This window comes from Agromyces sp. G08B096 (genome assembly GCF_040267705.1).
In the GTDB taxonomy this organism is placed as follows: Bacteria; Actinomycetota; Actinomycetes; order Actinomycetales; family Microbacteriaceae; genus Agromyces.
The window spans coordinates 859363-882688 of sequence record NZ_CP158374.1 but is presented as its reverse complement, the minus strand read 5'-3'; the positions used below and the strand labels follow the sequence as shown (position 1 = coordinate 882688).

Here is a 23326-nt window from a genome sequence, read left to right as displayed (position 1 = left end):
TGTCCTCCGCGAACGGATTCTGGCGTTGCCGATGTGTTCAGTTGTGAGTCGCGGGGCGGGCGCGTGCGGACGCGCCCGCGAGCGCGGCGACTAGCCCTGGCGCTGCTTGTGGCGCGGGTTCTCGCAGATCACCATGACGCGGCCGTGGCGGCGGATGATCTTGCACTTGTCGCAGATGCGCTTGACGCTGGGGTTGACCTTCACAGTCGTGTTCCTTCGTTCGCTGTCCTCGTGCCCGCGGGGTGCCGCGGGCCGTTACTTTCCGAACAGCCCTTACTTGTAGCGATAGACGATGCGCCCGCGGGTCAGGTCGTAGGGGCTCAGCTCCACGATCACGCGGTCCTCGGGGAGGATGCGGATGTAGTGCTGGCGCATCTTGCCTGAGATGTGGGCGAGCACCTTGTGCCCGTTCGTGAGCTCCACACGGAACATCGCGTTCGGGAGTGCCTCGATGACCGAGCCTTCGATCTCGATGACGCCGTCTTTCTTGGCCATAGCCTCACTATCGCTTGGGTTCGGGATGATCAGTCGTGCGATGATGCCCTGGCACCCTTCGGGACCTCCGTCGGCCCGTCGAGACAGGTCGTCGGGCACGCCGAACCGGGCGTGCAAAACACCAAGGGTCTACTATAGGCGATCCGTTGCCGAATCGCCAATCGCCTCCGACTGGGCGTCGGCCACGACTGCGACGAGACGCGCGAAGAGCGGATGCTCCGCCTCGATCGCCGTGACCTCCCGCACGAACTCCTCCGGGGAGAGGCTCGCGAGCAGATGCCGCAGCTCGGTGCTCTCGGGATCGTCGGGCACGTCGAACCGCAGCGCCGCGCCGACCGCCTCGAGGAGGCCGTCGACGGGCTCGCCGCGCGCGGCCAGCCGGGCGGCCGGCTCGATGAAGCGCTCCTTGCGCGAGAGCTTCCGCAACGGCTGACGGCCGACGCGTTCGACGGTGTCGGGGAGCTCGGGATTCGCGAAGCGCTCGAGGATGCGTGCGCGGTACGCGTTCTGCTCCTCGGCGCTGAAGCCGCGCTCGGCGACGATGAGCGAGCTGGTCTCGGCCAGCACGCACTCGACCATCGCGCGCACGGCCGGGTCTGCGAGCGCATCGCTCAGGCGGTGATGGCCCGCGGCGAAGCCCGCGTACGCGATCGACGCGTGCCCCGTGTTCACGGTGAAGAGCTTCCGCTCGATGTACGGGGCGAGCTCGTCGACGAAGTGCGCCGCCGCGATGGGCGGAGGCGCGTCGCCGAACGGCGGGCGCTCGATCGCCCACTCGAAGAACGTCTCCACGGTGACGTCGAGGCCGGCGTCCGCCGGCTGGCCGGGCACGATCCGGTCGACGGCGGTGTTGGCGAAGACCGCGCGCCGCGACAGCTCGGCCCACTCGTCCGGCGTGGTGAGCGCGGCGATCTCGTCGCGGAGGAGGTCGGTGGCGTTGATCGCGTTCTCGCACGCCATGACCGCGACCGGCGGGACGTCGGCCGCTCGCTCGCGGAGCCCCTCGAGCACGTGGGGGGCGATGAAGCGGAGCACGCGCGGCCCGACAGCGGTGGTCACCACGTCCGCTGCGGCGAGCGCGGCGACGAGAGCGGGGGCATCCGTCGCACTGTCGATGGCGCGGAACCGGTCGACGCGATGGTCGCGCGCACCCGGCCCCACCTCGTGCACCGTGTACGAGTCGGATGCCTCGAGCCGGTCGATGAGCGCGCGGTCGACGTCGGCGAACACGACGTCGTACCCCGACTCGTGCAGCAGCAGCCCCACGAAGCCGCGGCCGATGTTGCCCGCGCCGAAGTGGACGGCGAGCATCAGTCGTTGACCGCCGAGAGCCGGGCGCGGAGTTCGTCGGGGCTGCCAGCAGCGAGCAGGCCGGCGACCTCGTCCTCGTCGGAGAAGACGATGGCGATCTTCGAGAGGATCTCGAGGTGTTCGTCGCCGATGCCGGCGATGCCCACCACGAACCGCACCTCGTCGCCCGCCCAGTCGACGGGCTCCTCGTAGCGCACGAACGACAGCGCCGAGCGGAGGATCGCGTCCTTCGCCTCGTTCGTGCCGTGCGGGATGGCGAGGAGGTTGCCCATGTAGGTCGACACCGACGCCTCCCGCTCGAGCATCGCGTCGACGTACTCGGGGCGCACGGCGCCCGCCTCGACGAGGATCTCGCCCGCCTGCCGGATCGCCGCGTCGCGATCGGCGACCCGGTCGAGGATGCGCACCGCGCCGGGCGCCAGGATCTCTTCGGTCATGTCTTGGTCCTTTCGGGATCGGGTCGACCGGTGCTCGCGGCGCACGACGGGCGGGCCGCGGACGCTCCCCCGGCGTCCGCGGCCCGTCGCGTCAGCGAGCCCCTCTCGACTTGATGAGGTCGACGACCTCGTCGTACTTCGGGGAGTTCATGAAGTTGTCCACCGAGACGTGCAGCGCGTCGGGCGTCTGCTGCCGGGCACGATCGGTGAGCTGGCTCTGCGTGATCACGAGATCCGCCGATGGGTCGAGGTTCGCGATCGCCGTGTTGACCACGGTGACACCCTCGATGCCGGCCTTCTTGATCTTGTTCCTGAGCACGCTCGCGCCCATGGCCGACGAGCCCATCCCGGCGTCGCAGGCGAACACGACGTGCTCGATGCGCTTGTCGCCGAGCGTCGCGGCGGTGAGGACTCCGGCCTCTTCGACGTCCTCCATGCCCTCGGCCCGGAGGCCGTCGAGGTAGGCGGACTGCTTGCCCTTCGCCTCGGTGGTGCGGTCGATCGCGGCGCCGAACGCGTCGCCGCCCGCCGCCTCGGCCGCGAGGTCGCGCTTCCGCGACGCCCGCAGGATCACGGAGGCGATGACGAAGGTCACCGCGGCCGAGAGCACGACCGAGAGGATGACCGCGACGTAGGCGCCGGCCGCCGTTTGCGCGAGCACCGCGATGATGCTGCCTGGTGCGGCCGGTGCCCTGAGCGCACCGCCCAGGAGCATGTTCGTGGTGACGCCCGTCATTCCGCCGGCGATGAGGGCGAGGATCAGCACGGGCTTCATGAGGGCGTACGGGAAGTACACCTCGTGGATGCCGCCGAAGAACTGGATGACCGCGGCGCCCGGGGCGGTGGCGCGCGCCGCACCGATGCCGAACAGCGTGAATGCGAGCAGCAGGCCGACGCCGGGCCCGGGGTTCGCCTCGAGCAGGAACAGGATGGACTGCCCCGTGTCGGCGGCCTCCTGGGTGCCGAGCGGCGTGAGCACGCCGTGGTTGATGGCGTTGTTGAGGAAGAACACCTTCGCGGGCTCGATGATGATGCTCGTGAGCGGCAGCAGGTTCGTCTCGATGAGCCAGTTCACGCCGTTTCCGAGGACCGTCATGATGCCGTTCACGAGCCAGGCGACCGGGTAGAACCCGACGACGGCCATCACGAAGCCCCAGATGCCGGCGGAGAACATGTTGACGAGCATCTCGAAGCCGGCCTTGATGCGGCCGTCCCACAGTCGGTCGAGCCACTTCATCGTGTACGCCGCGAGCGGGCCCATGATCATCGCGCCGATGAACATGTGGACGTAGCCGAGCGGCGCGTCGCCCTCGGGCAGCGTGGCGTTGAACTGGTCGACGAGCAGGTCGGACCCGGCGATGGCGCCGAGCACGGCGATCGCGGCCACGACGCCGCCGCGCACCTGGTAGACCATGTGGCCGCCGGTGTAGGCGATCAGGATCGGCAGCAGGTAGTGGATGACCGGGAACACCAGGGTCGCGAGGTCGGCGTTCGGCGTCCACCCCACCGGGATGAAGAACGCCGTGATGATGCCCCACGCGATGAGGGCCGGGATGTTCGGCATGATCATGCCGCTGAGGAAGGTGCCGAACTTCTGGACTGCGACGCGGGCTCCCCCAGGCCGCTTCGTGTCCGGTGACGTCGTCGTCATCGTGATGCCTCTCTGCTGGTCACGGCGCGGTCTCCCGTGCCGGGTGGACGGTCGTGCTGGACTCGGCGGCCTCGCGGGCCGCCTGCTTCGCCTCGGCCGCTCCCTCAGCGGCCAGGGCAGCCCGGGCGATCGCGCGTGCGTCGTCCAGGCCGTACCGCGCGAGGGAGGCGCGGACGTCTGCGAGTGCCGATGGGGACATCGACAGGCTGGTGGCGCCGAGGCCCACGAGGACCACGGCGAGGAGCGGATCGGCGGCGGCCTCGCCGCAGATACCGACGGGTTTGCCGGTGGCCGCGCCGGCGCGGCCGACCTCGGCGATGAGCTTCAGCACCGCCGGATGCCACGGATCCTGCAGGTTCGCCACGGTGCCGAGCAGTCGGTCGGCGGCCATCGTGTACTGCGTGAGGTCGTTCGTCCCGATCGAGGCGAACGCCGCGACATCGAGCACCTGCTCGGCGAGCAGCGCCGCCGAGGGCACCTCGACCATCACCCCGGCGACGCGGATGCCGAGGTCCGCGGCGAGCGCGGTGAAGTAGCGGGTCTCCTCGACCGTGGCGATCATCGGCGCCATCACCCAGAGCTCGGCGTCGGTCGCGGCGTCGGCCGCGGCGAGCGCGGTGAGCTGTTCGCGGAGGATCGTCTCGGCGTGCCGGAGCGAGCGGATGCCGCGCAGCCCGAGGGCCGGGTTCTCCTCGGGCGCGTCGTTGAGGAAGGCGAGGGGCTTGTCGGCGCCGGCGTCCAGCACCCGCACGACGACCTTCCGTCCGGGGAAGGCGGCCAGCAGCCGGGTGTACTGCTCCTGCTGCTCGGCCACGCTCGGCGCCCGGTCGGCGTCGAGGAACAGGAACTCGGTGCGGAACAGTCCGACGCCTTCGGCGCCCAGCCTGATGGCCTCGGCGGCACCGTCGGCGGACCCGAGGTTCGCGAGCAGCGGCACGGCGGTCCCGTCCGCGAGTGCGCCGGGCGTCACCGGTGCCGCGGCCGCGGCCGCATGCTCGGCGATCCGCGCACGGGCCTCGGCGACCTGGACGGCCGTGGGCGAGGCGACCACGACGTCTCGTTCCGCGTCGACGATCACACTGTCGCCGTCCGCGAGCTCGGCGGCGCCCGCCGCACCGACGACCGCGACGATGGACTTCTCCCTCGCGAGGATCGCCGTGTGCGACGTCGGCCCGCCGTCGACGGTGACGAGGCCGAGCACCTGTCCGAGATCGAGCAGCGCGGTGTCGGCGGGCGCGAGGTCCCTGGCGACGAGCACGAAGGGGTGGCCGGGGTTCGGCACGCCCGGCGCGGGGAGCTTCAGCAGGTGCGCGACGACGCGCTGCGAGACGTCGTCGAGGTCGGCGGCACGCTCGCCGAGGTACCCGCCCATCCCGGCGAGGAGCTCGCGGAACGCGGCGAACGCCTCGTACACCGCCCGCTCGGCGGTCTTGCCCTCACCCAGCCGCTTCACGATGTCCTCGACGAGCGTCGGGTCCTCGGCCATCATCGCCTGCGCCTCGAGCACGTCCTTCGCGGCCCCGCCGGCCAGCGAACCGCGGCGCTGAAGATCCTGGGCGACGACGGAGAGCGACGCCCGCGCGCGCTCCTCCTCCCGGGCCGGGTCGAGGTGGCTCGGCCGGTCGACCGGCTCGGGCAGCCGTTCCGCCATCCGCACCACCGGCCCGACGGCCACCCCCTGACCGATGCCCGTGCCCTGGATCTCGTTCACGCTGTCCTCCCGTTCGTGTCGACGGGCGACGGACGCCTACTCGTCGTGATCGGTGCCGAGCAGTTCGACGAGCCGGTCGAGCACGGCCTGTTCGTCACCGCCCTCGACGAGCAGGGTGACCTCGTCGCCGTGGTCGATGCCCTGCGCGATGACGGAGAGGATGCTCGCCGCGTTGACGGGCGCACCGCCCGCCTTGCTGATCGTGACACTCGATCCCGATGACGCGACGGCCTGGGTGAAGAGCTTGGCCGGCCTGGCGTGCAGGCCGTGGGTCGATCCGATCCGAACTGTGCGTTCCACCATGTTCCCGGTTCCCGTCGCTGGTGTCCGTTCCCTCGTTCACCATAGCCCGCGGCATCCCACCGGGGAACGCGCCGACCGGTCATGGCCTCGCTCCAGCGAACTCGAGCGCGAGGTCGAGGGTCGCCGACCCGTCGCCCGCCGCAGCGGACTCGGGCAGCGTCGCGACGGGCACCGACTCGGCCGTCGCGAGGTCGCGGATCGCCGGAAGGCGATCCGAGAGGTGCGCGCCGACGAGCAGCACGTCCGATCCGGGCAGCGCGGAGGCGAGCCCGGTTTCGCTCGTCGCGACGGCCTGCACCTCGAGGCCGCGCGCCGCGGCCGCTCGGCGCAGCCGCACGGCGACGAAGGTGCTCGATGCGCCGGCGCCGCACACGATGAGGATCCGCATCGTCGCCTCCTGCCGGTCGCCGTCGATCACGCGCGGACGGTTCGCCGCGCTGTGTCGATCCTGCTCCCGGTGAGGCCGGCCTCGCCACCGGAATCGCTTCCGCTCCCCCGGAAATCCTCGCCGGATGCCGCGACGCGGCCCCGCGACGGTGGTTGACTGACCTCGTGGCCGAGCGATGGCAGCGACTCCTCGACGAGCTGTCGCGGGTCGACGGCTGGATCACCGCTGCCGAGCTCGCCGGCCGGCTCTCCGTCACGACGCGCACCGTGCGCTCGTGGGTGGCGCAGGCCAACGGCGGATCCGCCGTGGTGCGGTCCGGCCCGCAGGGCTACCGGCTCGATCGTGCGGCACTCGCCGCGCGATCGGAGCGTGCGGCGAATGCCCCGCGTGCACCCGAGGGACCCGAGGCGCGCGCTGCGCGGCTCATCCGGTTGCTCGTCGACGCGGACGACGGGCTGGACGTCTTCGAGACGGCCGAGGCCTTCCACGTGAGCGAGTCCACGCTCGACGGCGATCTCGCGCGTGTGCGAACGCGGCTGGGCGGGACGCAGCTCTCGCTGGAGCGCCGGGGCCCGACGGTCGCCCTCACCGGCCCGGAGCTCGCTCGACGACGCCTGCTCGGCGATCTCCTGCGCGACGAGTCCACGCGCGGACGGCTGGCCGTGGACGCCCTGCGGCGGCGGTTCCCCGAGCTGCCGGGCCTCCGCGACGCCCTCGTGGCCGAGCTGCGCGTCGCCGGATACGCGCCGAACGAGTACACGCTCGACGATGTGCTGCTGCACGTCTCGATCGCCGCCGACCGGGTCTCGCGGAACCGACGGCTCGACGAGGTCGCCGACGCGGAGCCCGACGCCCTCGAAGGCCTCCTCGGCGACCTGGTCGAGTCGCATCTCGGCGTGCGTCTGCCCGCCGCCGACCGCACGCACCTCGGCCGCCTGCTGCGCGTGCGCGCCGCGACCCGGCTCCACTCCGCGGACGACGGCGGAGACCGCAGCGCGGACGACGTCGAGCACCCGGCAGCGCTCGACAGGGCCACCGGGTCGCCGCGGAGCGGCGTCGTCCGCGAGATCGTCCGCGGTGCGGCATCCGAGTATCTCGTCGACCTCACCGACGACGACTTCATCGAACGCCTCGCGCTCCACGTCGACAATCTCGCCGAGCGCTCGGTCGACCGGGCGTTCTCCCGGAACCCGCTGACCGCGCAGATCAAGTCCGCGTACCCGCTCATTTACGAACTGGCGGTCTACGTGGCCGCGGAGCTCGGCCGCCGCGAGGGCATCGCGGTCAACGACGACGAGATCGCCTACCTCGCGATGCACCTCGGGGCGCACCTCGATCGCCGGCGCTCCGGAGGCGACGAGGTGCGCATCGTCGTCGACGCGCCGGCCTACCACGGGCTCGTGGACGCGCTCGTCGCGCGCGTCGGCGAGACGGCGGGCGACGGCGTCGTCGTCGAGTCGGGTACGGCTCGGGATGCCCCGCACGCCGACCTCGTCGTCGCCGTCGTGCCGCCCGTGGGCGCGGTGCAGCGGCTCGTGCTCGTCTCCCCGTTGCCCACGCCGGATGAGCTCGAGCGCGTGCGGGCCGAGGTCGCGCGGATCCGGCGCGCGCGGCGCACCGCCAGACTCGCGGCACGGCTGGCGGAGACCATCGAGCCGGAGTTCTTCGTCCGCGGGCTCAGGGGGTTCGACCGTGAGGGCGTCATCCGTCTGCTCGGCCAGCGCCTGGTCGCCGGCGGTGTGATCGATCCGGCCTATGTCGAGGGTGCCGTGGACCGCGAGCGCATGTCGTCCACGGCGTTCGCCGAGCACCTCGCCGTGCCGCACGCGATGTCGATGACGGCCCGGCGCACGGCCATCGCCATCGCCGTCGACGAGGTGCCCATCGACTGGGCGGGCACGCCGGTGCACGTCGTCGCGTTCATCGCCTTCGCCGACAGCGGTCGGGCGGAGTTCCAGGAGATCTTCGACCAGTTCGTCGAGACCTTCTCCGACCGCGCGAACGTCCTGCGCCTGGTGCGCGGTGCGACGGATCACACCGGACTCGTCGCCGAACTCGCCCGGCTGATGGAGGCCGAGGAGCCCGGCGGGCGCTGAGGCGCGGGAGCGCGTCGGCGGCGACGGGCGGGTCCCGGGCGGCTACGCGATCGGCACCGGCACGACGCCGTACGGTTCGAGCGCCGCCCGACCGCCGTCCTCCGCCGTGAGCACCCACACGCCGCCGTCGTGCACGGCGACGGAGTGCTCGACGTGCGCGGCATCCGCCCCGTCGGCCGTCGTGACGGTCCACTCGTCGTCGCGCACGAACGTCTCGATCGACCCGGCCACGAGCATGGGCTCGATCGCCACGACCAGGCCCGGCTTCACCGCGGGGCTGCGCCGCTCGACGCGATAGTTGAACACCGGCGGCTCTTCGTGCATCGAACGACCGATGCCGTGGCCGACGTAGTCGGTGAGGATGCCGTAGTCGCCCTCAGCGCGCACCGCGTCCTCGATGGCCGCGCCGACCTCGTTGAGATGCTTCGCGCCGGCCAGTGCCGCGACCCCGGTCCAGAGCGCGTGTTCGGTGACGCGGGCGAGCTCCTCCCGCGCGGCGACCACCTCCGGACGCGACGGGTCGGGCAGGACGACGGTGAATGCGGCATCGCCGTTCCACCCGTCGACCTCGGCGCCGCCGTCGACCGACACGATGTCGCCCGGGCGGAAGGCCCGGTCGCCGGGGATGCCGTGCACGACGTCGTCACCGACCGAGACGCAGAGGGCGTGCCGGTAGCCGGGCTCGAGCTTGAAGTTCGAGCGGCCGCCATGCGACAGGATGACCCGCTCGGCCGCCGCGTCCAACTCCAGCGGCGTCGCGCCGACCCGCAGCAGCCGACGCGCCTCCGCGAGGGCGGCCGCCGTCGCGAGCCCGGCAGCGCGCATCGCGCGCAGCTCGGCCGGCGACTTGTAGATCGACTTGCGGAACACGCGGACGGTCAGGCCGTAGCGGGCGTGCCCGGGTGCGCCGCCGCGAACCCGCGGACGGCGAGCGCCTCGAAGATCCGCGCGGTGACCTCGTCGAGCGAGCCGACGCCGTCGATGCGCACGACGAGGTCGCGCGCCCGGTAGTCGTCGAGGATCGGCGCGGTCTCGCGCTCGTAGATCGCGAGCCGGTTCGAGATCACCTCTTCGGTGTCGTCCGTGCGGCCCTGCTCGATCGCGCGCTGCCGGAGCCGGGCGATCGACTCCGCGCGCGGGACGGCCAGCTCGATGACGGCGTCGAGCTGCTCGCCGCGCGACCCGAGGAACGCGTCGAGGTCGGCGACCTGCCCGCGGTTGCGCGGGTACCCGTCGAGCAGGAACCCGGATGCCGCGTCGGGCTGCGACAGCCGGTCGCGCACGAGCTCGCTGGTGAGCTCGTCGGGAACCAGGTCGCCGGCCTCGATGATCGCCTGGACGCGCTTGCCGAGCTCCGTCCCGCCTGCGACGTTCGCACGGAAGATGTCGCCGGTCGCGACCTGCGGGATTCCGAACGCCGACGCGACCACTACGCCCTGCGTGCCCTTGCCGGACCCCTGGGGGCCGACGATCAGGAACCTGGCGTGGGTGGTGGCAGCCGTCATCGCAGAAGTCCTTCGTAGTGTCGCTGCTGGAGCTGGGCGTCGATCTGCTTCACCGTCTCGAGGCCGACGCCCACGATGATGAGGATCGACGCACCGCCGAACGGGAAGTTCTGGTTGGCGCCCACGAGCGCGAACGCGATGAGCGGGATGAGCGCGATCGCACCGAGGTACAGGGAGCCCGGGAACGTGATGCGCGTGAGCACGTAGTCGAGGTACTCGGCGGTCGGCCGGCCGGCGCGGATGCCGGGGATGAAGCCGCCGTACTTCTTCATGTTCTCCGACACCTCGTCGGGGTTGAACGTGATCGCCACGTAGAAGTACGTGAACCCGACGATGAGCAGGAAGTACAGCAGCATGTAGAGCGGGTGGTCGCCCTGCGTGAGGTAGTTCTGGATCCACACGACCCAGGCCTGCGGCTCCTCGCCGGCCGCCGGCTGGTTGAACTGGGCGATCAGGGCCGGCAGGTACAGCAGCGACGAGGCGAAGATGACCGGCACGACGCCCGCCATGTTGACCTTGATCGGGATGTACGTGTTGTTGCCGCCGTACGTCCGCCGGCCGACCATGCGCTTCGCGTACTGCACCGGGATGCGCCGCTGCGACTGCTCGACGAAGACGACGGCGACCACGACCACGAGGCCGATGAGCAGCACGACCGCGAACGTGTTCCAGCCGCGCGAGATGCCGATCGCCCAGAGCGAGCCGGGGAAGGTCGCCGCGATCGAGGTGAAGATGAGGAGGGACATGCCGTTGCCGATGCCGCGCTCGGTGATGAGCTCGCCCATCCACATGATGAGGCCGGTGCCGGCGGTCATGGTGATGACCATGAGGAGGATGGCGTACCAGGCGTCGTTCGTGATGAGCTGCGAGCACTCGGGGGCGGAGGCGCCGCTGAACAGCGCGCCGCTGCGAGCCACCGTGATCAGCGTCGTGGACTGCAGCACGCCGAGGGCGATCGTGAGGTACCGCGTGTACTGGGTGAGCCGGGCCTGACCGGCCTGGCCTTCCTTGTACAGGGTCTCGAAGTGGGGGATCACGACGCGCAGGAGCTGGACGATGATCGACGCCGTGATGTACGGCATGATGCCGAGCGCGAAGATCGACAGCTGGAGCAGCGCGCCGCCGGAGAAGACGTTGACGAGCTCGTACAGGCCGGAGGCCGAGCCCTGTGCCGAGACGAGACACGCCTGCACGTTCGTGAAGTCCACGAACGGCGCGGGAATGAAGGAGCCGAGGCGGAAGAGGGCGACGATGCCCAGGGTGAAGCCGATCTTCCTCCGAAGATCGGGGGTGCGGAAGATGCGCCCGATGGCGTTGAACACTCGTCCTCCTGTAGCTCCGTCGTGGAGTCAGTCCATATGCGGCTCGAGCCTGTCGAGACCCCCGTGAATCATACGCGAGGTCCCGACAGGCTCGAACTCGTTGTGGTGCAGCGGTCTACTTGACCGAGCCGCCCGCCGCCACGATCTTCTGCTCGGCGGAACCCGAGACCTTGTCGACCGAGACGGTGAGCTTGACCTGGATGTCGCCGTTGCCGAGCACCTTGACGCGCTCGTTCTTGCGGACGGCACCCTTGGCCACGAGGTCGGCGACGGTCACGTCGCCGCCCTTCGGGTAGAGCTCGGCGAGCTTGTCCAGGTTGACCACCTGGTACTCGACGCGGAACGGGTTCTTGAAGCCGCGGAGCTTCGGCGCACGCATGTGGTACGGAAGCTGGCCGCCCTCGAAGCCGGGGCGCACCGTGGTGCGGGCCTTCGAGCCCTTGGTGCCGCGACCGGCGGTCTTGCCCTTGGAACCCTCACCGCGGCCGACGCGGGTCTTGTCCTTCTTCGCACCGGGCGCGGGACGCAGGTGGTGCACCTTCAGGACCGGCTCGCGCCGCTCGGCGGCGTCCTTCGGCTCCGCCTTCTTGGCCGAGGCCTTCTTGGCGGGAGCCTTCTCGGCCTTGGCGTCGTCGGCCTTCGCCGCCGCAGCCTTGGCCGGCGCCTTCTTGGCGGGCGCCTTCTCGGACTTCTCGGCGGCGGGCTTCGCGGCCGCCTTCTTCGCCGGAGCCTGCTTGGCAGTCCCCTCGGCGACGGCGTCCTTCTTCTCGTCAGCCATTAGTCAATCTCCTCAACCTTCACGAGGTGGGCGACCGTCTTGACGTACCCGCGGTTCTGCGGGGTGTCCTCACGGACGACGGAGTCGCCGATGCGCTTCAGCCCGAGGCTGCGGAGCGTGTCGCGCTGGTACTGCTTCTCGCTCACCTTGGACTTGATCTGGGTCACCTTGAGCTGCTTGGCCATCAGGCACCTGCCTTCGCTGCTGCGGCGGCCTCGGCCGCCTGGGCCTCGGCACGCAGGAGACGGGCCGGGGCGACCTCGTCGTAGTCGAGACCACGACGGGCGGCGACGGCACGCGGCTCTTCGAGCTGCTTCAGCGCCTCCACCGTGGCGTGCACGATGTTGATGGTGTTCGACGAGCCGAGCGACTTGCTCAGAACGTCGTGGATGCCAGCGCACTCGAGCACGGCGCGGACCGGACCACCGGCGATGACACCGGTACCGGCGGACGCCGGACGGAGCAGCACGACGCCGGCTGCGGCCTCGCCCTGCACGGGGTGCGGAATGGTCGCGGCCACGCGCGGGACGCGGAAGAAGTTCTTCTTCGCTTCCTCGACGCCCTTCGAGATCGCCGTCGGGACCTCGCGCGCCTTGCCGTAGCCGACGCCGACCAGGCCGTTGCCGTCGCCCACGACGACCAGCGCCGTGAAGCTGAAGCGGCGACCGCCCTTGACGACCTTCGACACGCGGTTGATGGTCACGACGCGCTCGAGGAACTGGCTCTTGTCGGCGTCGCGGCCACCGCGGTCGCGGCCCTGGCCGCGGTCACGGCCACCGCCGCGGCGACCCTCGCGCTCGTTGCGCTGCGGCTCGCTGGACGCGGCCGTCTCGACGGGTGCCTCTGCGGTGGTCACCTCGGTCTCCTTCACGTTGTTGTCGCTCACAGGTTCAGCCCTGCCTCTCGCGCTCCTTCGGCGATCGCCGCGACGCGACCGGCGTACTTGTTGCCGCCGCGGTCGAAGACGACCTCCTCGATGCCGGCCTGCTTGGCACGCTCGGCGACGAGCTCGCCGACCTTGCGGGCCTTGGCCGTCTTGTCGCCCTCGAACGCACGGAGGTCGGCCTCCATCGTCGACGCGCTGGCCACGGTGCGGCCCTTGCTGTCGTCGACGACCTGCACGAACACGTGGCGGGCCGAACGGGTCACGACGAGGCGCGGACGCACCTCGGTGCCCACGATCTTCTTGCGAAGGCGGGTGTGGCGGCGCGAGCGCGCAGCCGACTTGCTCTTCACAGCCATGATTACTTACCAGCCTTTCCGGCCTTGCGACGCACGACCTCGCCGGCGTAGCGGATGCCCTTGCCCTTGTAGGGCTCGGGCTTCTTGATCTTGCGGATGTTCGCGGCGGTCTCGCCGACGGCCTGCTTGTCGATGCCCGAGACGGTGAGCTTGTTGTTGCCCTCGACCGTGAGCGTGATGCCCGCAGGCGCCTCGACGGTGACCGGGTGCGAGAAGCCGAGCGCGAACTCGACGGCCGAGCCCTTCTGGGCCACGCGGTAGCCGGTGCCGACGATCTCGAGAGCCTTGGAGTAGCCCTGGGTCACGCCGATGATGTTGTTCGCGATGAGAGTGCGCGTCAGGCCGTGCAGCGAACGCGAAGCGCGCTCGTCGTCGGGCCGGGTGACGAGGACCTGGTTCTCCTCGAGCTTGACCTCGATGGGGGCCGCGACGACGAGCGCGAGCTCGCCCTTCGGGCCCTTCACGGAGACGGCCTGGCCGTCGATCTTGACGTCGACGCCGGCGGGGATGTCGATGGGGAGTCGTCCGATACGTGACATGGAACTACCACACGTAGGCGAGGACTTCCCCACCCACGCCCTTCTTCTCGGCCTGGCGGTCGGTGAGCAGACCGCTGGAAGTGGACAGGATCGCGACGCCGAGGCCGCCGAGCACCTTGGGCAGCTCGGTCGACTTCGCGTACACGCGGAGGCCGGGCTTGGAGACCCGCTTGATGCCCGCGATCGAACGCTCGCGGTTCGGGCCGAACTTCAGCTGCAGCGTGAGGGTCTTTCCCACGCGCGCGTCGGTGACCTCGAAGCCGGCGATGTAGCCCTCGTTCTTCAGGATCTCCGCGATGTGCGCCTTGAGCTTCGAGTGCGGCATCGACACGGTGTCGTGGTGCGCCGAGTTCGCGTTGCGAAGGCGCGTCAGCATGTCAGCGACCGGGTCGGTCATCGTCATGACGTGTGTTTCCTTACGTTCACCAGGTTTCAGGACCCGTTCCACGGGGACTGACCTGTGGTGGTGGCGGAACGCGGATGCGAACCGCCGAAGGCCCGGGCCGGCCGGATCCTCGCGGACCCGGCACGGCCCCGGCACAAACTCGTAGAGCCTACTACAGCAGTCTCTAGGAGGCGGCGTCGGCCGACTTGAACGGGAAGCCGAGCGCCTTGAGCAGCGCGCGACCCTCGTCGTCCGTCTTGGCGGTGGTCACCACGGTGATGTCCATGCCGCGGACGCGGTCGATCTTGTCCTGGTCGATCTCGTGGAACACGGACTGCTCCGTGAGACCGAACGTGTAGTTGCCGTTCCCGTCGAACTGCCGGTCGGACAGGCCGCGGAAGTCGCGGATCCGAGGCAGGGCGAGCGAGAGCAGACGGTCGAGGAACTCCCACATGCGGTCGCCGCGCAGCGTCACGTGGGCGCCGATGGGCTGACCCTCGCGCAGCTTGAACTGGGCGATCGACTTACGGGCCTTCGTGACCTGCGGCTTCTGACCGGTGATCTTGGTGAGGTCCGCGATCGCGCCGTCGATGACCTTGCCATCGCGGGCCGCCTCGCCGACGCCCATGTTGACCACGATCTTCACGAGGCCGGGCACCTGGTGCGGGTTGGCATAGCCGTTCGCCTCGGTGAGGGCCGCGGTGATCTCGGTCTGGTACTTCTGCTTCAGGCGCGGCTGGATCTTGCCAGCCGGCGCAGCAGTTGCGGTGTCGGTCATTACAGGTCCTTACCTGACTTCTTGGCGTAGCGGACGCGGACCGTCTTGGTGACGCCGTCCTTGGTGACGGTCTCGGTGCGGAAGCCGACGCGGGTCGGCTTCTTCGTCTCGGGGTCGACGAGCGCGACGTTGGAGACGTGGATCGGGGCCTCGTGGGTCTCGATGCCGCCGGTCTTCGAGCCGCGCTGCGTCTGGCCGACGCGCACGTGCTTCGTGACGTAGTTCACGCCCTCGACGACGACGCGGTTCTGGTCGACCAGCACCTCGATGACCTTGCCCTGCTTGCCGCGGTCGCCGCCGCGGGCCTGGCTGCGGCCGGAGATGACCTGGACCAGGTCGCCCTTCTTGATGTTCGCCATGGTTACAGCACCTCCGGCGCGAGCGAGATGATCTTCATGAACTTCTTGTCGCGCAGTTCACGGCCGACCGGCCCGAAGATGCGCGTGCCACGGGGCTCGCCGTCGTTCTTGAGGATCACCGCTGCGTTCTCGTCGAACTTGATGTAGGAGCCGTCGGGACGACGGGTCTCCTTCACGGTGCGGACGACGACCGCCTTGACGACGTCGCCCTTCTTCACGTTGCCGCCGGGGATGGCGTCCTTGACGGTCGCGACGATGACGTCGCCGAGGCCGGCGTACCGGCGCTTCGAACCACCGAGAACGCGGATCGTGAGCAGCTCCTTGGCGCCGGTGTTGTCAGCCACCTTGAGGCGCGATTCCTGCTGAAGCATTCTGGATTCCTTCTCTCAAGCAAGCGCGAGGCTTACTTGGCCTTCTCGACGATCTCGACCAGGCGCCAGCGCTTCGTGGCGCTGAGCGGACGGGTCTCCGAGATGACGACCAGGTCGCCGATGCCGGCGGTGTTCTGCTCGTCGTGGGCCTTCACCTTGGAGGTGCGGCGGATGACCTTGCCGTACAGCGGGTGCTTCACGCGGTCCTCGACCTCGACGACGATGGTCTTGTCCATCTTGTCGCTGACGACGTACCCGCGACGCACCTTGCGGTAGGGGCGGTGCGAGGCCGTCTCGGCGACCTCGGCCGTAGCCTTCTTGGTCTCAGCCATGATCAGGCCTCCTTCGTCTCGGCGGCCTCGGCCGGGGCGTCAGCCTCGGCCTTGGCCTTCTTCTTCGTCTTCTTCTCGGCGGGAGCCGCCTCGACGGGCGCCGGCGTCGCACGGATCCCGAGCTCGCGCTCGCGGATCACGGTGTAGATGCGGGCGATGTCCTTCTTGACCGCGCGGAGGCGGCCGTGGCTCTCGAGCTGACCGGTGGCCGCCTGGAAGCGCAGGTTGAACAGCTCTTCCTTGGCCTTCTTCAGCTCGTCGACGAGACGCTCGTCTTCAAACGTGTCGAGCTCGACGGACTCGAGCCCCTTGGTTCCGACGGCCATTATGCGTCGCCCTCCTCGCGCTTGATGATGCGTGCCTTGAGGGGCAGCTTGTGGATGGCACGGGTCATCGCCTCGCGAGCGAGCTGCTCGGAGACGCCGGAGACCTCGAAGAGGACCCGGCCCGGCTTGACGTTGGCGACCCACCACTCGGGCGAGCCCTTACCGGAACCCATGCGGGTCTCGGCGGGCTTCTTCGTGAGCGGACGGTCGGGGTAGATGTTGATCCACACCTTGCCGCCACGCTTGATGTGACGCGTCATGGCGATACGAGCGGACTCGATCTGACGGTTGGTCACGTAGGCGGGGGTCAGGGCCTGGATGCCGAACTCGCCGAAGGTGACCTTCGTGCCGCCGGTGGCCTGGCCCGAACGGCCGGGGTGGTGCTGCTTGCGGTACTTGACTCGACGGGGAATCAACATGGTTATGCCTCAACTCCTGCTGCCACCGGCTCGGCCTTCGGGGCACGGTCGCGGCGGGGACGGTCGCTGCGCTCGCGGGACGGCTTCTGGGCCGCCTGCTCGCGCGCGAGCTCCTTGTTGGTGATGTCGCCCTTGTAGATCCAGACCTTCACGCCGATGCGGCCGAAGGTGGTCTTGGCCTCGTAGAAGCCGTAGTCGATGTTCGCGCGGAGCGTGTGCAGCGGCACCCGGCCCTCGCGGTAGAACTCCGACCGGCTCATCTCGGCGCCGCCGAGGCGGCCCGAGACCTGGATCCGGACGCCCTTGGCGCCGGCGCGCTGCGCGCCCTGCAGACCCTTGCGCATCGCACGGCGGAACGCCACACGAGCCGAGAGCTGCTCGGCGATGCCCTGCGCGACGAGCTGGGCGTCGGCCTCGGGGTTCTTCACCTCGAGGATGTTGAGCTGGATCTGCTTGCCGGTGAGCTTCTCGAGGTCGGCGCGGATGCGCTCGGCCTCGGCGCCGCGGCGGCCGATCACGATGCCGGGACGGGCCGTGTGGATGTCCACGCGGACGCGGTCGCGGGTGCGCTCGATCTCGATGCGCGAGACGCCGGCACGGTCGAGCGACGTCTGGAGCAGGCGACGGATCTTGACATCCTCGGCGAGGTAGTCGGCGTAGCGCTGACCGGGCTTCGTCGAGTCGGAGAACCACCGCGACACGTGGTCGGTGGTGATGCCGAGACGGAAGCCGTACGGGTTGACCTTCTGACCCATTACTTCGTACCCTCCTCGGGCGTGGCGAGCACAACGGTGATGTGGCTCGTGCGCTTGTTGATTCGGAAGGCACGACCCTGCGCGCGCGGCTGGAATCGCTTGAGGGTGGTGCCCTCGTCGACGAATGCGCGGCTGATGTAGAGGTCCTGCTCGTCCAGGTAGGTGTTCGTGGCATCGGCCTTGACGCGAGCGTTCGCGATGGCCGAAGCGACGAGCTTGTACACCGGCTCGCTCGCGCCCTGGGGCGCGAACTTCAGGATGGCGAGGGCCTCCTGAGCCTGCTTGCCGCGGATCAGGTTGACGACGCGACGAGCCTTCTGGGGGGTGACGCGGATGTGTCGCACGCGGGCGATCGACTCCACCATTTCTTTCCTCCTTACGCCACCGCGACTAGCGGCGGCGGCCCTTCTTGTCGTCCTTCACGTGACCACGGAAGGTGCGGGTGGGGGCGAACTCTCCGAGCTTGTGGCCCACCATGGTCTCGGTGACGAACACCGGGATGTGCTTGCGGCCGTCGTGCACGGCGATCGTGTGCCCGAGCATGGCCGGGATGATCATCGAGCGACGCGACCACGTCTTGATGACGTTCTTGCTGCCCGCCTCGTTCTGGACGACGACCTTGCGAAGCAGGTGCTCGTCGACGAAGGGGCCCTTCTTGAGACTGCGAGGCATCTTCTCTTACTCCTACTTGCGCTTCTTGCCGACGGTACGACGACGGACGATGAGCTTGTCGCTCTCCTTGTTGGGACGACGCGTGCGGCCCTCGGGCTGACCCCAGGGGCTCACCGGGTGACGACCACCGGAGGTCTTGCCCTCACCACCACCGTGCGGGTGGTCGATCGGGTTCATCGCGACACCGCGGACGGTCGGGCGCACGCCCTTCCAGCGCTTGCGGCCGGCCTTGCCCCAGTTGATGTTCGACTGCTCGGCGTTGCCGACCTCGCCGATCGTCGCGCGGCAGCGCGCGTCGACGTTGCGGATCTCGCCAGAGGGCAGGCGGAGCTGGGCGTAGGGGCCGTCCTTCGCGACGAGACGCACCGAGGCGCCGGCCGAGCGGGCGAGCTTGGCGCCGCCGCCGGGACGGAGCTCGATCGCGTGCACGACGGTACCGGTCGGGATGTTGCGCAGCGGCAGGTTGTTGCCCGGCTTGATGTCGGCGCCGGGGCCCGACTCGATCGGGTCGCCCTGCTTCAGCTTGTCGGGAGCGATGATGTAGCGCTTGGTGCCGTCCACGAAGTGCAGCAGCGCGATGCGCGCGGTGCGGTTCGGGTCGTACTCGATGTGCGCGACCTTGGCGGGCACGCCGTCCTTGTCGTTGCGACGGAAGTCGATGACGCGGTACTGGCGCTTGTGGCCGCCGCCGATGTGGCGGGTGGTGATCCGGCCCTGGTTGTTGCGGCCGCCGGTCTTCGACAGGGGCTTCAGCAGGGACTTCTCGGGCGTCGAGCGCGTGATCTCGGCGAAGTCGGCGACCGACGAGCCGCGACGGCCCGGGGTCGTGGGCTTGTACTTGCGAATAGCCATGTTTTCTCTACGCTCCTCAGCCGACAGCGGTGAAGATGTCGATGGAACCGGACTTGAGGGTGACGATCGCGCGCTTGGTGTCCTTGCGCTTGCCGATGCCGAACCGGGTGCGACGGGTCTTGCCCTGACGGTTCAGCGTGTTGATCGACGCGACCTGCACGTTGAAGATCTTCTCGATGGCGAGCTTGATCTCGGTCTTGTTCGAGCGGGGGTCCACGATGAACGTGTACTTGCCCTCGTCGATCAGGCCGTAGCTCTTCTCCGAGACGACGGGCGCGATGATGATGTCGCGCGGGTCCTTGTTGTGAGCGGCGCTCATGCGGAGACCTCTTCCTTCTTCGCCTGCTTGGCGGCGACGAACGCCTCGAGCGCGGCGGTGCTGAAGACGATGTCGTCGGAGACGACCACGTCGTAGGCGTTGAGCTGGTCGACCGGCAGCACGTGCACGGTCGGGATGTTGCGGACGGCGCGCTCCGAGAACTCCTCGTCGCGGCCGAGGACCACGAGGAAGCGCTTCGCGGGGGCGATCTTGCCGAGGAGCGCGACGGCGTCCTTGGTCTTCGCCACGTCGCCGGCCGCGAAGCCCTCGACCGCGTGGATGCGGCCGCCGCGGGCGCGGTCGGAGAGCGCGCCGAGCAGAGCCGCGGCGATCATCTTCTTGGGGGTCCGCTGCGAGTAGTCGCGCGGCACCGGACCGTGGACGATGCCACCGCCGGTGTGCTCGGGAGCGCGGATGGAGCCCTGACGCGAGCGGCCGGTGCCCTTCTGCTTGAACGGCTTGCGCCCGGCGCCCGAGACCTCGCCACGGTTCTTGGTCTTGTGCGTGCCCTGGCGCGCGGCGGCGAGCTGGGCGACGACGACCTGGTGGATCAGCGGAACGTTGGTCTGCACGTCGAAGAGCTCGGCGGGCAGCTCGACCGTACCGGCCTTCTTGCCGGTGACGTCGAGGACGTCGATGGTGTTGGCGGTAGCCATGGACTACGCCCCCTTCACAGCGTTGCGGACGAACACGAGACGGCCGCGCGCACCGGGGACGGCGCCCTTGACGAGCAGCAGGCCCTTCTCGGCGTGGACGGCGTGCACGCGGAGGTTGAGCACGGTCACGCGCTCGCCACCCATGCGACCGGCCATGCGCATGCCCTTGAAGACACGGCTGGGGGTCGACGAAGCACCGATCGAGCCGGGCTTGCGGTGGTTGCGATGCGAACCGTGGGAGGCGGAGACGCCCTTGAAGTTGTGGCGCTTCATGACACCGGCGAAGCCCTTGCCCTTCGAGGTGCCGACGACGTCGACCAGCTGGCCGGCCTCGAAGGTGCCCTCGATGGTGAGCTCCTGACCCGCCTCGTACGAGGCGGCGTCCGCGGTGCGGACCTCGGTCACGTGGCGGCGCGGCGTGACGCCTGCGGCCTTGAAGTGACCCTGGAGCGGCTGAGTGACCTTGCGCGGGTCGATCGCGCCGGCGGCGATCTGGACGGCCTCGTAGCCGTCCTTCTCGGCGGTGCGGATCTGGGTGACCACGTTCGGAGCGATCTCAATGACGGTGACCGGGATGAGCTTGTTGTTCTCGTCCCACACCTGCGTCATGCCGAGCTTCGTGCCGAGCAGGCCCTTCACGTTCTTGGTAGCGATGGACATCAGATACCTCAGAGCTTGATCTCGATGTTGACGTCGGCCGGGAGGTCGAGGCGCATGAGCGAGTCGACGGCCTTGGGCGTCGGGTCCACGATGTCGATCAGGCGCTTGTGGGTGCGCATCTCGAAGTGCTCGCGGCTGTCCTTGTACTTGTGGGGCGAGCGGATGACGCACACCACGTTCTTCTCGGTCGGAAGCGGCACGGGGCCGACGACCGTGGCGCCCGCGCGGGTCACCGTGTCGACGATCTTGCGCGCCGAGGTGTCGATGACCTCGTGGTCATACGACTTCAGTCGAATGCGGATCTTCTGTCCCGCCATTGCTGACTCTCTCTCTGTCAAGGCGTCGTACCCCTTCCGAGGGCATTGGACGCCGCGTAGCACTGCTGGTATGGAGCACCACTGTTCTGCTGTCAACGGCTGTTGATCGAGCCTGTCGAAGGCACCCCGCTGCTCTGCATGAGCACAGCCGCGGTGGCCTCGACACGCTCGACCCCGAGCCACCGACCCCCGCGCTCGGGCGTGTCGCCCGCGCCGACGCACACGGGTCTCCCCGTCTGGTGTGGGTGTCGGTTGTCGTGTTCTGCTGCCCGCGGCCTAACCTGACCCTGGAACCCCTCGCGGGGCCCGGTGGTTATGCACTGCCTGGCAGTGATTCGAACGGCACGCAGCACGGCACGCCGTTCGAAATGTTGAACTCAACGAGTTTGCCATATCGGGGACATCCGTGCAACCCGGGCGTGTCGCGCCCGGCGGACTCCCAGCCTGCTCGTCGCGGGCGTGATGGAATCGGGGCAGTCGAGCAGTCAGGAGGCCGCAGATGGCGGATGTCGCGCACCGGGTGAGCGATCGGATCGGACCGGGCAGCGTATCGGTGACGCGTGTTGCGCCGCGGGTCTACGAGGGCATGAACGAGCGGGGCGCCACCGTCCGCATCGGCGGCTCCGAGCTCGAGGGCGAGCACTTCACCCCGGGCGAGCTGCTGAAGCTCGCGCTCATCGGATGCACCGGCCTCAGCGCCGATGTCGTCACCGCGCGCCGGCTCGGCGAGGACGTCCCGATCACCATCTGGGCGCACGGGCAGTCCGACCCCGAGACGAACCGCTACACGCGCATCGAGGAGGAGATCTTGCTGGAGCTCGCGTCGCTCGCACCCGAGGAGCGCGAGCGCCTGGTGCAGACGATCACCCGCGCGGTCGACCGCGGCTGCACGGTGGCGCGTTCGATCGGAGACTCGGTCGAGCTCGACCTCGAGGTGGTCGATGTGGCGGCCGCCTCCCCAGCCTGAGCGTCCTCCGGCACTCACCCGTCGCGTTCGCACGCGAGCTGGTCCCGGGCGACCCCCGGCGCGACCGTCCCGGCGCCGACGACGAGGGCCATCGCGACCGCGAGTCCGCCGAGGAGCAGCACCGGACGTGAGCCGAGGCGGGTGCCCTGGCGCCGGAACGGGTCCTCGATGCACCGCTTCGACAGGTCGGAGACCGCGAACGAGAGCACGACGAGCAGCACCATTATCCACGGCGGGCTCGGGATGCCGGTGACGTACGGGGCGAGCATGATGATCGGCCAGTGCCAGAGATACAGCGAGTACGACAGATCGCCCGTCCACTGGACGGGGGCGAGCCTCAGGAGTGCAGCTGGCGACCAGCGCGGCTGCGGCATGCGCGCCCAGATGACCGCGAGGGCGCCCGCGACCGGCAGGAGCACGACGAGGCCGGGGAACGCGGCCTCGTCGTGGAAGACGAGGATCGGCAGCGCGATGAGCGCCAATCCGGCCCACGAGGCGGCCGCGCGAAGCGCCGGTGTGCCGGAGGCGCGCCCGTGCGCCGTGGCGACGGCGAGGAGCCCGCCGACGCCGAACTCCCACGTCCGGGTGAGGGTCGAGAAGTACGCGATGTTGTGGTCGGCCGCCGTCGTCGCGACCGACAGAGCGAAGGAGCCGGCGGTCACGACGCCGAGCGCGATGAGCAGGGTCGGAGTCGCGCCACGCCCGCGCTTCGCAGCGAACCAGAGCGCGAGGATGAGCAGCAGCGGCCAGACGAGGTAGAACTGCTCCTCGACCGACAGCGACCAGTAGTGCTGCACCGGGGTCGACGCGAGGTCGTCGCGTGCGGGGTTCTGCGAGTCGGCGACGAGCTGCCAGTTCTCGACATACAGGGCGCTCGCGACGATCTCGCGGAACCACTGGAACCACTCGGTCTTCGGCACGAACGCGACCGTCGCCGCGGAGACGGCGGCGAGCACGACGACCGCCGCCGGCAGGATGCGTCGGGCTCGGCGCAGGTAGAAGCGTCCGAGCGAGATCCGCCCGGACCGCTCGTGCTCGCGGAGCAGGAGACCGGTGATGAGGAAGCCGGAGACGACGAAGAAGACGTCGACGCCCATGTATCCCGCCGGGGCGACCGCGGGCCAGCCGTGATGCAGGACGACGGCGCTGACGGCGATCGCCCGGAGCGCCTGGATCTCCGGGCGGACCGCGCTTCGCGAATGCGTCGACTGCTGAGCCCCCATCACCTCTCAGGCTACGTCGACGCGGAACGCGAGCCTCCGAGAATGCTCCGAATCGACACGGATGCCTCCGCTCCGCGCAACCTGCGCGTCACACGGCGGCCCCGGGGACACGAAACGGGGGCCGGGCCCGAAGGCCCGACCCCCGTTCAGGTCGCAG

The 23326-nt window shown here is 69.6% G+C and carries 34 protein-coding genes; 2 read left to right on the top strand and 32 right to left on the bottom strand.

Features of this window, described 5'->3' with window-relative positions:
* Nucleotides 1-90 precede the first annotated feature (90 nt).
* From rpmJ to ABIQ69_RS04355, 8 genes are all read right to left on the bottom strand, one after another.
* On the bottom strand, nucleotides 91-204 hold the full coding sequence (gene rpmJ / locus ABIQ69_RS04390; protein WP_092668570.1) for a 50S ribosomal protein L36: 114 nt from the start codon (nucleotides 202-204) through the stop codon (nucleotides 91-93).
* A 69-nt stretch (nucleotides 205-273) separates the two neighbouring features.
* The gene (infA, locus tag ABIQ69_RS04385) at nucleotides 274-495 is read right to left on the bottom strand and encodes a translation initiation factor IF-1 (protein ID WP_011186713.1); all 222 of its coding nucleotides are present in this window, start codon (nucleotides 493-495) and stop codon (nucleotides 274-276) included.
* Nucleotides 496-627: 132 nt separating this feature from the next.
* Complete coding sequence (locus ABIQ69_RS04380; RefSeq protein WP_350349174.1) at nucleotides 628-1806, bottom strand: mannitol-1-phosphate 5-dehydrogenase; 1179 nt, start codon at nucleotides 1804-1806, stop codon at nucleotides 628-630.
* Nucleotides 1806-2243, bottom strand: coding sequence for a PTS sugar transporter subunit IIA (locus tag ABIQ69_RS04375; protein ID WP_350349173.1), 438 nt, complete (start codon nucleotides 2241-2243; stop codon nucleotides 1806-1808). Before ABIQ69_RS04375 ends, ABIQ69_RS04380 begins: the two co-directional genes overlap by 1 nt.
* A gap of 91 nt (nucleotides 2244-2334) precedes the next feature.
* Nucleotides 2335-3894, bottom strand: coding sequence for a PTS mannitol transporter subunit IICB (locus ABIQ69_RS04370; RefSeq protein WP_350349172.1), 1560 nt, complete (start codon nucleotides 3892-3894; stop codon nucleotides 2335-2337).
* A gap of 19 nt (nucleotides 3895-3913) precedes the next feature.
* Complete coding sequence (ptsP, locus tag ABIQ69_RS04365; protein ID WP_350349171.1) at nucleotides 3914-5605, bottom strand: phosphoenolpyruvate--protein phosphotransferase; 1692 nt, start codon at nucleotides 5603-5605, stop codon at nucleotides 3914-3916.
* Nucleotides 5606-5641: 36 nt separating this feature from the next.
* Entirely contained in the window at nucleotides 5642-5908 is a 267-nt protein-coding gene (locus tag ABIQ69_RS04360) for an HPr family phosphocarrier protein (RefSeq protein WP_350349170.1), read from the bottom strand.
* 79 nt (nucleotides 5909-5987) lie between these two features.
* Nucleotides 5988-6326 carry a hypothetical protein gene (locus ABIQ69_RS04355; protein ID WP_350349169.1) on the bottom strand — a complete coding sequence of 113 codons (339 nt, stop codon included), beginning with the start codon at nucleotides 6324-6326 and terminating at the stop codon, nucleotides 5988-5990.
* Nucleotides 6327-6460: 134 nt separating this feature from the next.
* Here ABIQ69_RS04355 and ABIQ69_RS04350 point away from each other — a divergent pair, with 134 nt between their 5' ends.
* The gene (locus ABIQ69_RS04350) at nucleotides 6461-8392 is read left to right on the top strand and encodes a PTS sugar transporter subunit IIA (RefSeq protein WP_350349168.1); all 1932 of its coding nucleotides are present in this window, start codon (nucleotides 6461-6463) and stop codon (nucleotides 8390-8392) included.
* 42 nt (nucleotides 8393-8434) lie between these two features.
* Here ABIQ69_RS04350 and map read toward each other — a convergent pair whose 3' ends face one another.
* The 23 genes from map to rpsJ all read right to left on the bottom strand — a co-directional run bounded on the left by map (nucleotide 8435) and on the right by rpsJ (nucleotide 20979).
* Nucleotides 8435-9262, bottom strand: a complete 828-nt coding sequence (gene map, locus ABIQ69_RS04345) for a type I methionyl aminopeptidase (protein WP_350349167.1) — start codon at nucleotides 9260-9262, stop codon at nucleotides 8435-8437.
* An 8-nt stretch (nucleotides 9263-9270) separates the two neighbouring features.
* Nucleotides 9271-9897 (bottom strand): adenylate kinase, encoded by a 627-nt coding sequence (locus tag ABIQ69_RS04340; protein ID WP_350349166.1) that lies wholly within the window; start codon nucleotides 9895-9897, stop codon nucleotides 9271-9273.
* Nucleotides 9894-11219 carry a preprotein translocase subunit SecY gene (gene secY, locus ABIQ69_RS04335; RefSeq protein ID WP_350349165.1) on the bottom strand — a complete coding sequence of 442 codons (1326 nt, stop codon included), beginning with the start codon at nucleotides 11217-11219 and terminating at the stop codon, nucleotides 9894-9896. Before secY ends, ABIQ69_RS04340 begins: the two co-directional genes overlap by 4 nt.
* 115 nt (nucleotides 11220-11334) lie before the next feature.
* Nucleotides 11335-11997 (bottom strand): 50S ribosomal protein L15, encoded by a 663-nt coding sequence (rplO, locus tag ABIQ69_RS04330; protein ID WP_350349164.1) that lies wholly within the window; start codon nucleotides 11995-11997, stop codon nucleotides 11335-11337.
* Nucleotides 11997-12182, bottom strand: a complete 186-nt coding sequence (gene rpmD / locus ABIQ69_RS04325) for a 50S ribosomal protein L30 (RefSeq protein WP_067948559.1) — start codon at nucleotides 12180-12182, stop codon at nucleotides 11997-11999. Before rpmD ends, rplO begins: the two co-directional genes overlap by 1 nt.
* On the bottom strand, nucleotides 12182-12853 hold the full coding sequence (gene rpsE, locus ABIQ69_RS04320) for a 30S ribosomal protein S5 (protein WP_350350072.1): 672 nt from the start codon (nucleotides 12851-12853) through the stop codon (nucleotides 12182-12184). Before rpsE ends, rpmD begins: the two co-directional genes overlap by 1 nt.
* A 26-nt stretch (nucleotides 12854-12879) precedes the next feature.
* Nucleotides 12880-13239, bottom strand: coding sequence for a 50S ribosomal protein L18 (gene rplR, locus ABIQ69_RS04315; protein WP_350349163.1), 360 nt, complete (start codon nucleotides 13237-13239; stop codon nucleotides 12880-12882).
* A gap of 2 nt (nucleotides 13240-13241) precedes the next feature.
* The gene (rplF, locus tag ABIQ69_RS04310) at nucleotides 13242-13778 is read right to left on the bottom strand and encodes a 50S ribosomal protein L6 (RefSeq protein ID WP_350349162.1); all 537 of its coding nucleotides are present in this window, start codon (nucleotides 13776-13778) and stop codon (nucleotides 13242-13244) included.
* A 4-nt stretch (nucleotides 13779-13782) separates the two neighbouring features.
* Nucleotides 13783-14181, bottom strand: coding sequence for a 30S ribosomal protein S8 (gene rpsH / locus ABIQ69_RS04305; protein ID WP_350349161.1), 399 nt, complete (start codon nucleotides 14179-14181; stop codon nucleotides 13783-13785).
* 166 nt (nucleotides 14182-14347) lie between these two features.
* The gene (rplE, locus tag ABIQ69_RS04300) at nucleotides 14348-14941 is read right to left on the bottom strand and encodes a 50S ribosomal protein L5 (protein ID WP_350349160.1); all 594 of its coding nucleotides are present in this window, start codon (nucleotides 14939-14941) and stop codon (nucleotides 14348-14350) included.
* Complete coding sequence (gene rplX, locus ABIQ69_RS04295; RefSeq protein WP_350349159.1) at nucleotides 14941-15300, bottom strand: 50S ribosomal protein L24; 360 nt, start codon at nucleotides 15298-15300, stop codon at nucleotides 14941-14943. The genes rplE and rplX overlap by 1 nt, the downstream gene beginning before the upstream one ends.
* A gap of 2 nt (nucleotides 15301-15302) precedes the next feature.
* Complete coding sequence (gene rplN, locus ABIQ69_RS04290; protein WP_350349158.1) at nucleotides 15303-15671, bottom strand: 50S ribosomal protein L14; 369 nt, start codon at nucleotides 15669-15671, stop codon at nucleotides 15303-15305.
* 32 nt (nucleotides 15672-15703) lie between these two features.
* Complete coding sequence (gene rpsQ / locus ABIQ69_RS04285) at nucleotides 15704-16003, bottom strand: 30S ribosomal protein S17 (protein WP_350349157.1); 300 nt, start codon at nucleotides 16001-16003, stop codon at nucleotides 15704-15706.
* Between the two features lie 2 nt (nucleotides 16004-16005).
* Complete coding sequence (gene rpmC / locus ABIQ69_RS04280) at nucleotides 16006-16329, bottom strand: 50S ribosomal protein L29 (protein WP_350349156.1); 324 nt, start codon at nucleotides 16327-16329, stop codon at nucleotides 16006-16008.
* Nucleotides 16329-16748 carry a 50S ribosomal protein L16 gene (gene rplP, locus ABIQ69_RS04275; RefSeq protein ID WP_350349155.1) on the bottom strand — a complete coding sequence of 140 codons (420 nt, stop codon included), beginning with the start codon at nucleotides 16746-16748 and terminating at the stop codon, nucleotides 16329-16331. Before rplP ends, rpmC begins: the two co-directional genes overlap by 1 nt.
* 2 nt (nucleotides 16749-16750) lie before the next feature.
* Nucleotides 16751-17503 carry a 30S ribosomal protein S3 gene (gene rpsC, locus ABIQ69_RS04270; protein WP_148733811.1) on the bottom strand — a complete coding sequence of 251 codons (753 nt, stop codon included), beginning with the start codon at nucleotides 17501-17503 and terminating at the stop codon, nucleotides 16751-16753.
* On the bottom strand, nucleotides 17503-17868 hold the full coding sequence (gene rplV, locus ABIQ69_RS04265; RefSeq protein WP_127794246.1) for a 50S ribosomal protein L22: 366 nt from the start codon (nucleotides 17866-17868) through the stop codon (nucleotides 17503-17505). Before rplV ends, rpsC begins: the two co-directional genes overlap by 1 nt.
* Nucleotides 17869-17893: 25 nt before the next feature.
* Entirely contained in the window at nucleotides 17894-18175 is a 282-nt protein-coding gene (rpsS, locus tag ABIQ69_RS04260) for a 30S ribosomal protein S19 (RefSeq protein WP_022889728.1), read from the bottom strand.
* A gap of 12 nt (nucleotides 18176-18187) precedes the next feature.
* Nucleotides 18188-19027 carry a 50S ribosomal protein L2 gene (gene rplB, locus ABIQ69_RS04255; RefSeq protein WP_350349154.1) on the bottom strand — a complete coding sequence of 280 codons (840 nt, stop codon included), beginning with the start codon at nucleotides 19025-19027 and terminating at the stop codon, nucleotides 18188-18190.
* Nucleotides 19028-19043: 16 nt separating this feature from the next.
* A complete protein-coding gene (gene rplW, locus ABIQ69_RS04250; RefSeq protein ID WP_127794248.1) occupies nucleotides 19044-19346 on the bottom strand; it encodes a 50S ribosomal protein L23 in 303 nt (100 codons plus the stop codon).
* On the bottom strand, nucleotides 19343-20002 hold the full coding sequence (rplD, locus tag ABIQ69_RS04245; protein WP_350349153.1) for a 50S ribosomal protein L4: 660 nt from the start codon (nucleotides 20000-20002) through the stop codon (nucleotides 19343-19345). Before rplD ends, rplW begins: the two co-directional genes overlap by 4 nt.
* Nucleotides 20003-20005: 3 nt before the next feature.
* Nucleotides 20006-20662 (bottom strand): 50S ribosomal protein L3, encoded by a 657-nt coding sequence (gene rplC, locus ABIQ69_RS04240; protein WP_350349152.1) that lies wholly within the window; start codon nucleotides 20660-20662, stop codon nucleotides 20006-20008.
* Between the two features lie 8 nt (nucleotides 20663-20670).
* Nucleotides 20671-20979, bottom strand: a complete 309-nt coding sequence (rpsJ, locus tag ABIQ69_RS04235) for a 30S ribosomal protein S10 (RefSeq protein ID WP_017201594.1) — start codon at nucleotides 20977-20979, stop codon at nucleotides 20671-20673.
* A gap of 586 nt (nucleotides 20980-21565) precedes the next feature.
* Here rpsJ and ABIQ69_RS04230 point away from each other — a divergent pair.
* Entirely contained in the window at nucleotides 21566-21946 is a 381-nt protein-coding gene (locus ABIQ69_RS04230) for an OsmC family protein (protein WP_350349151.1), read from the top strand.
* Between the two features lie 14 nt (nucleotides 21947-21960).
* Here ABIQ69_RS04230 and ABIQ69_RS04225 read toward each other — a convergent pair whose 3' ends face one another.
* Nucleotides 21961-23169, bottom strand: a complete 1209-nt coding sequence (locus ABIQ69_RS04225; RefSeq protein WP_350349150.1) for an acyltransferase — start codon at nucleotides 23167-23169, stop codon at nucleotides 21961-21963.
* Nucleotides 23170-23326 lie beyond the last annotated feature (157 nt).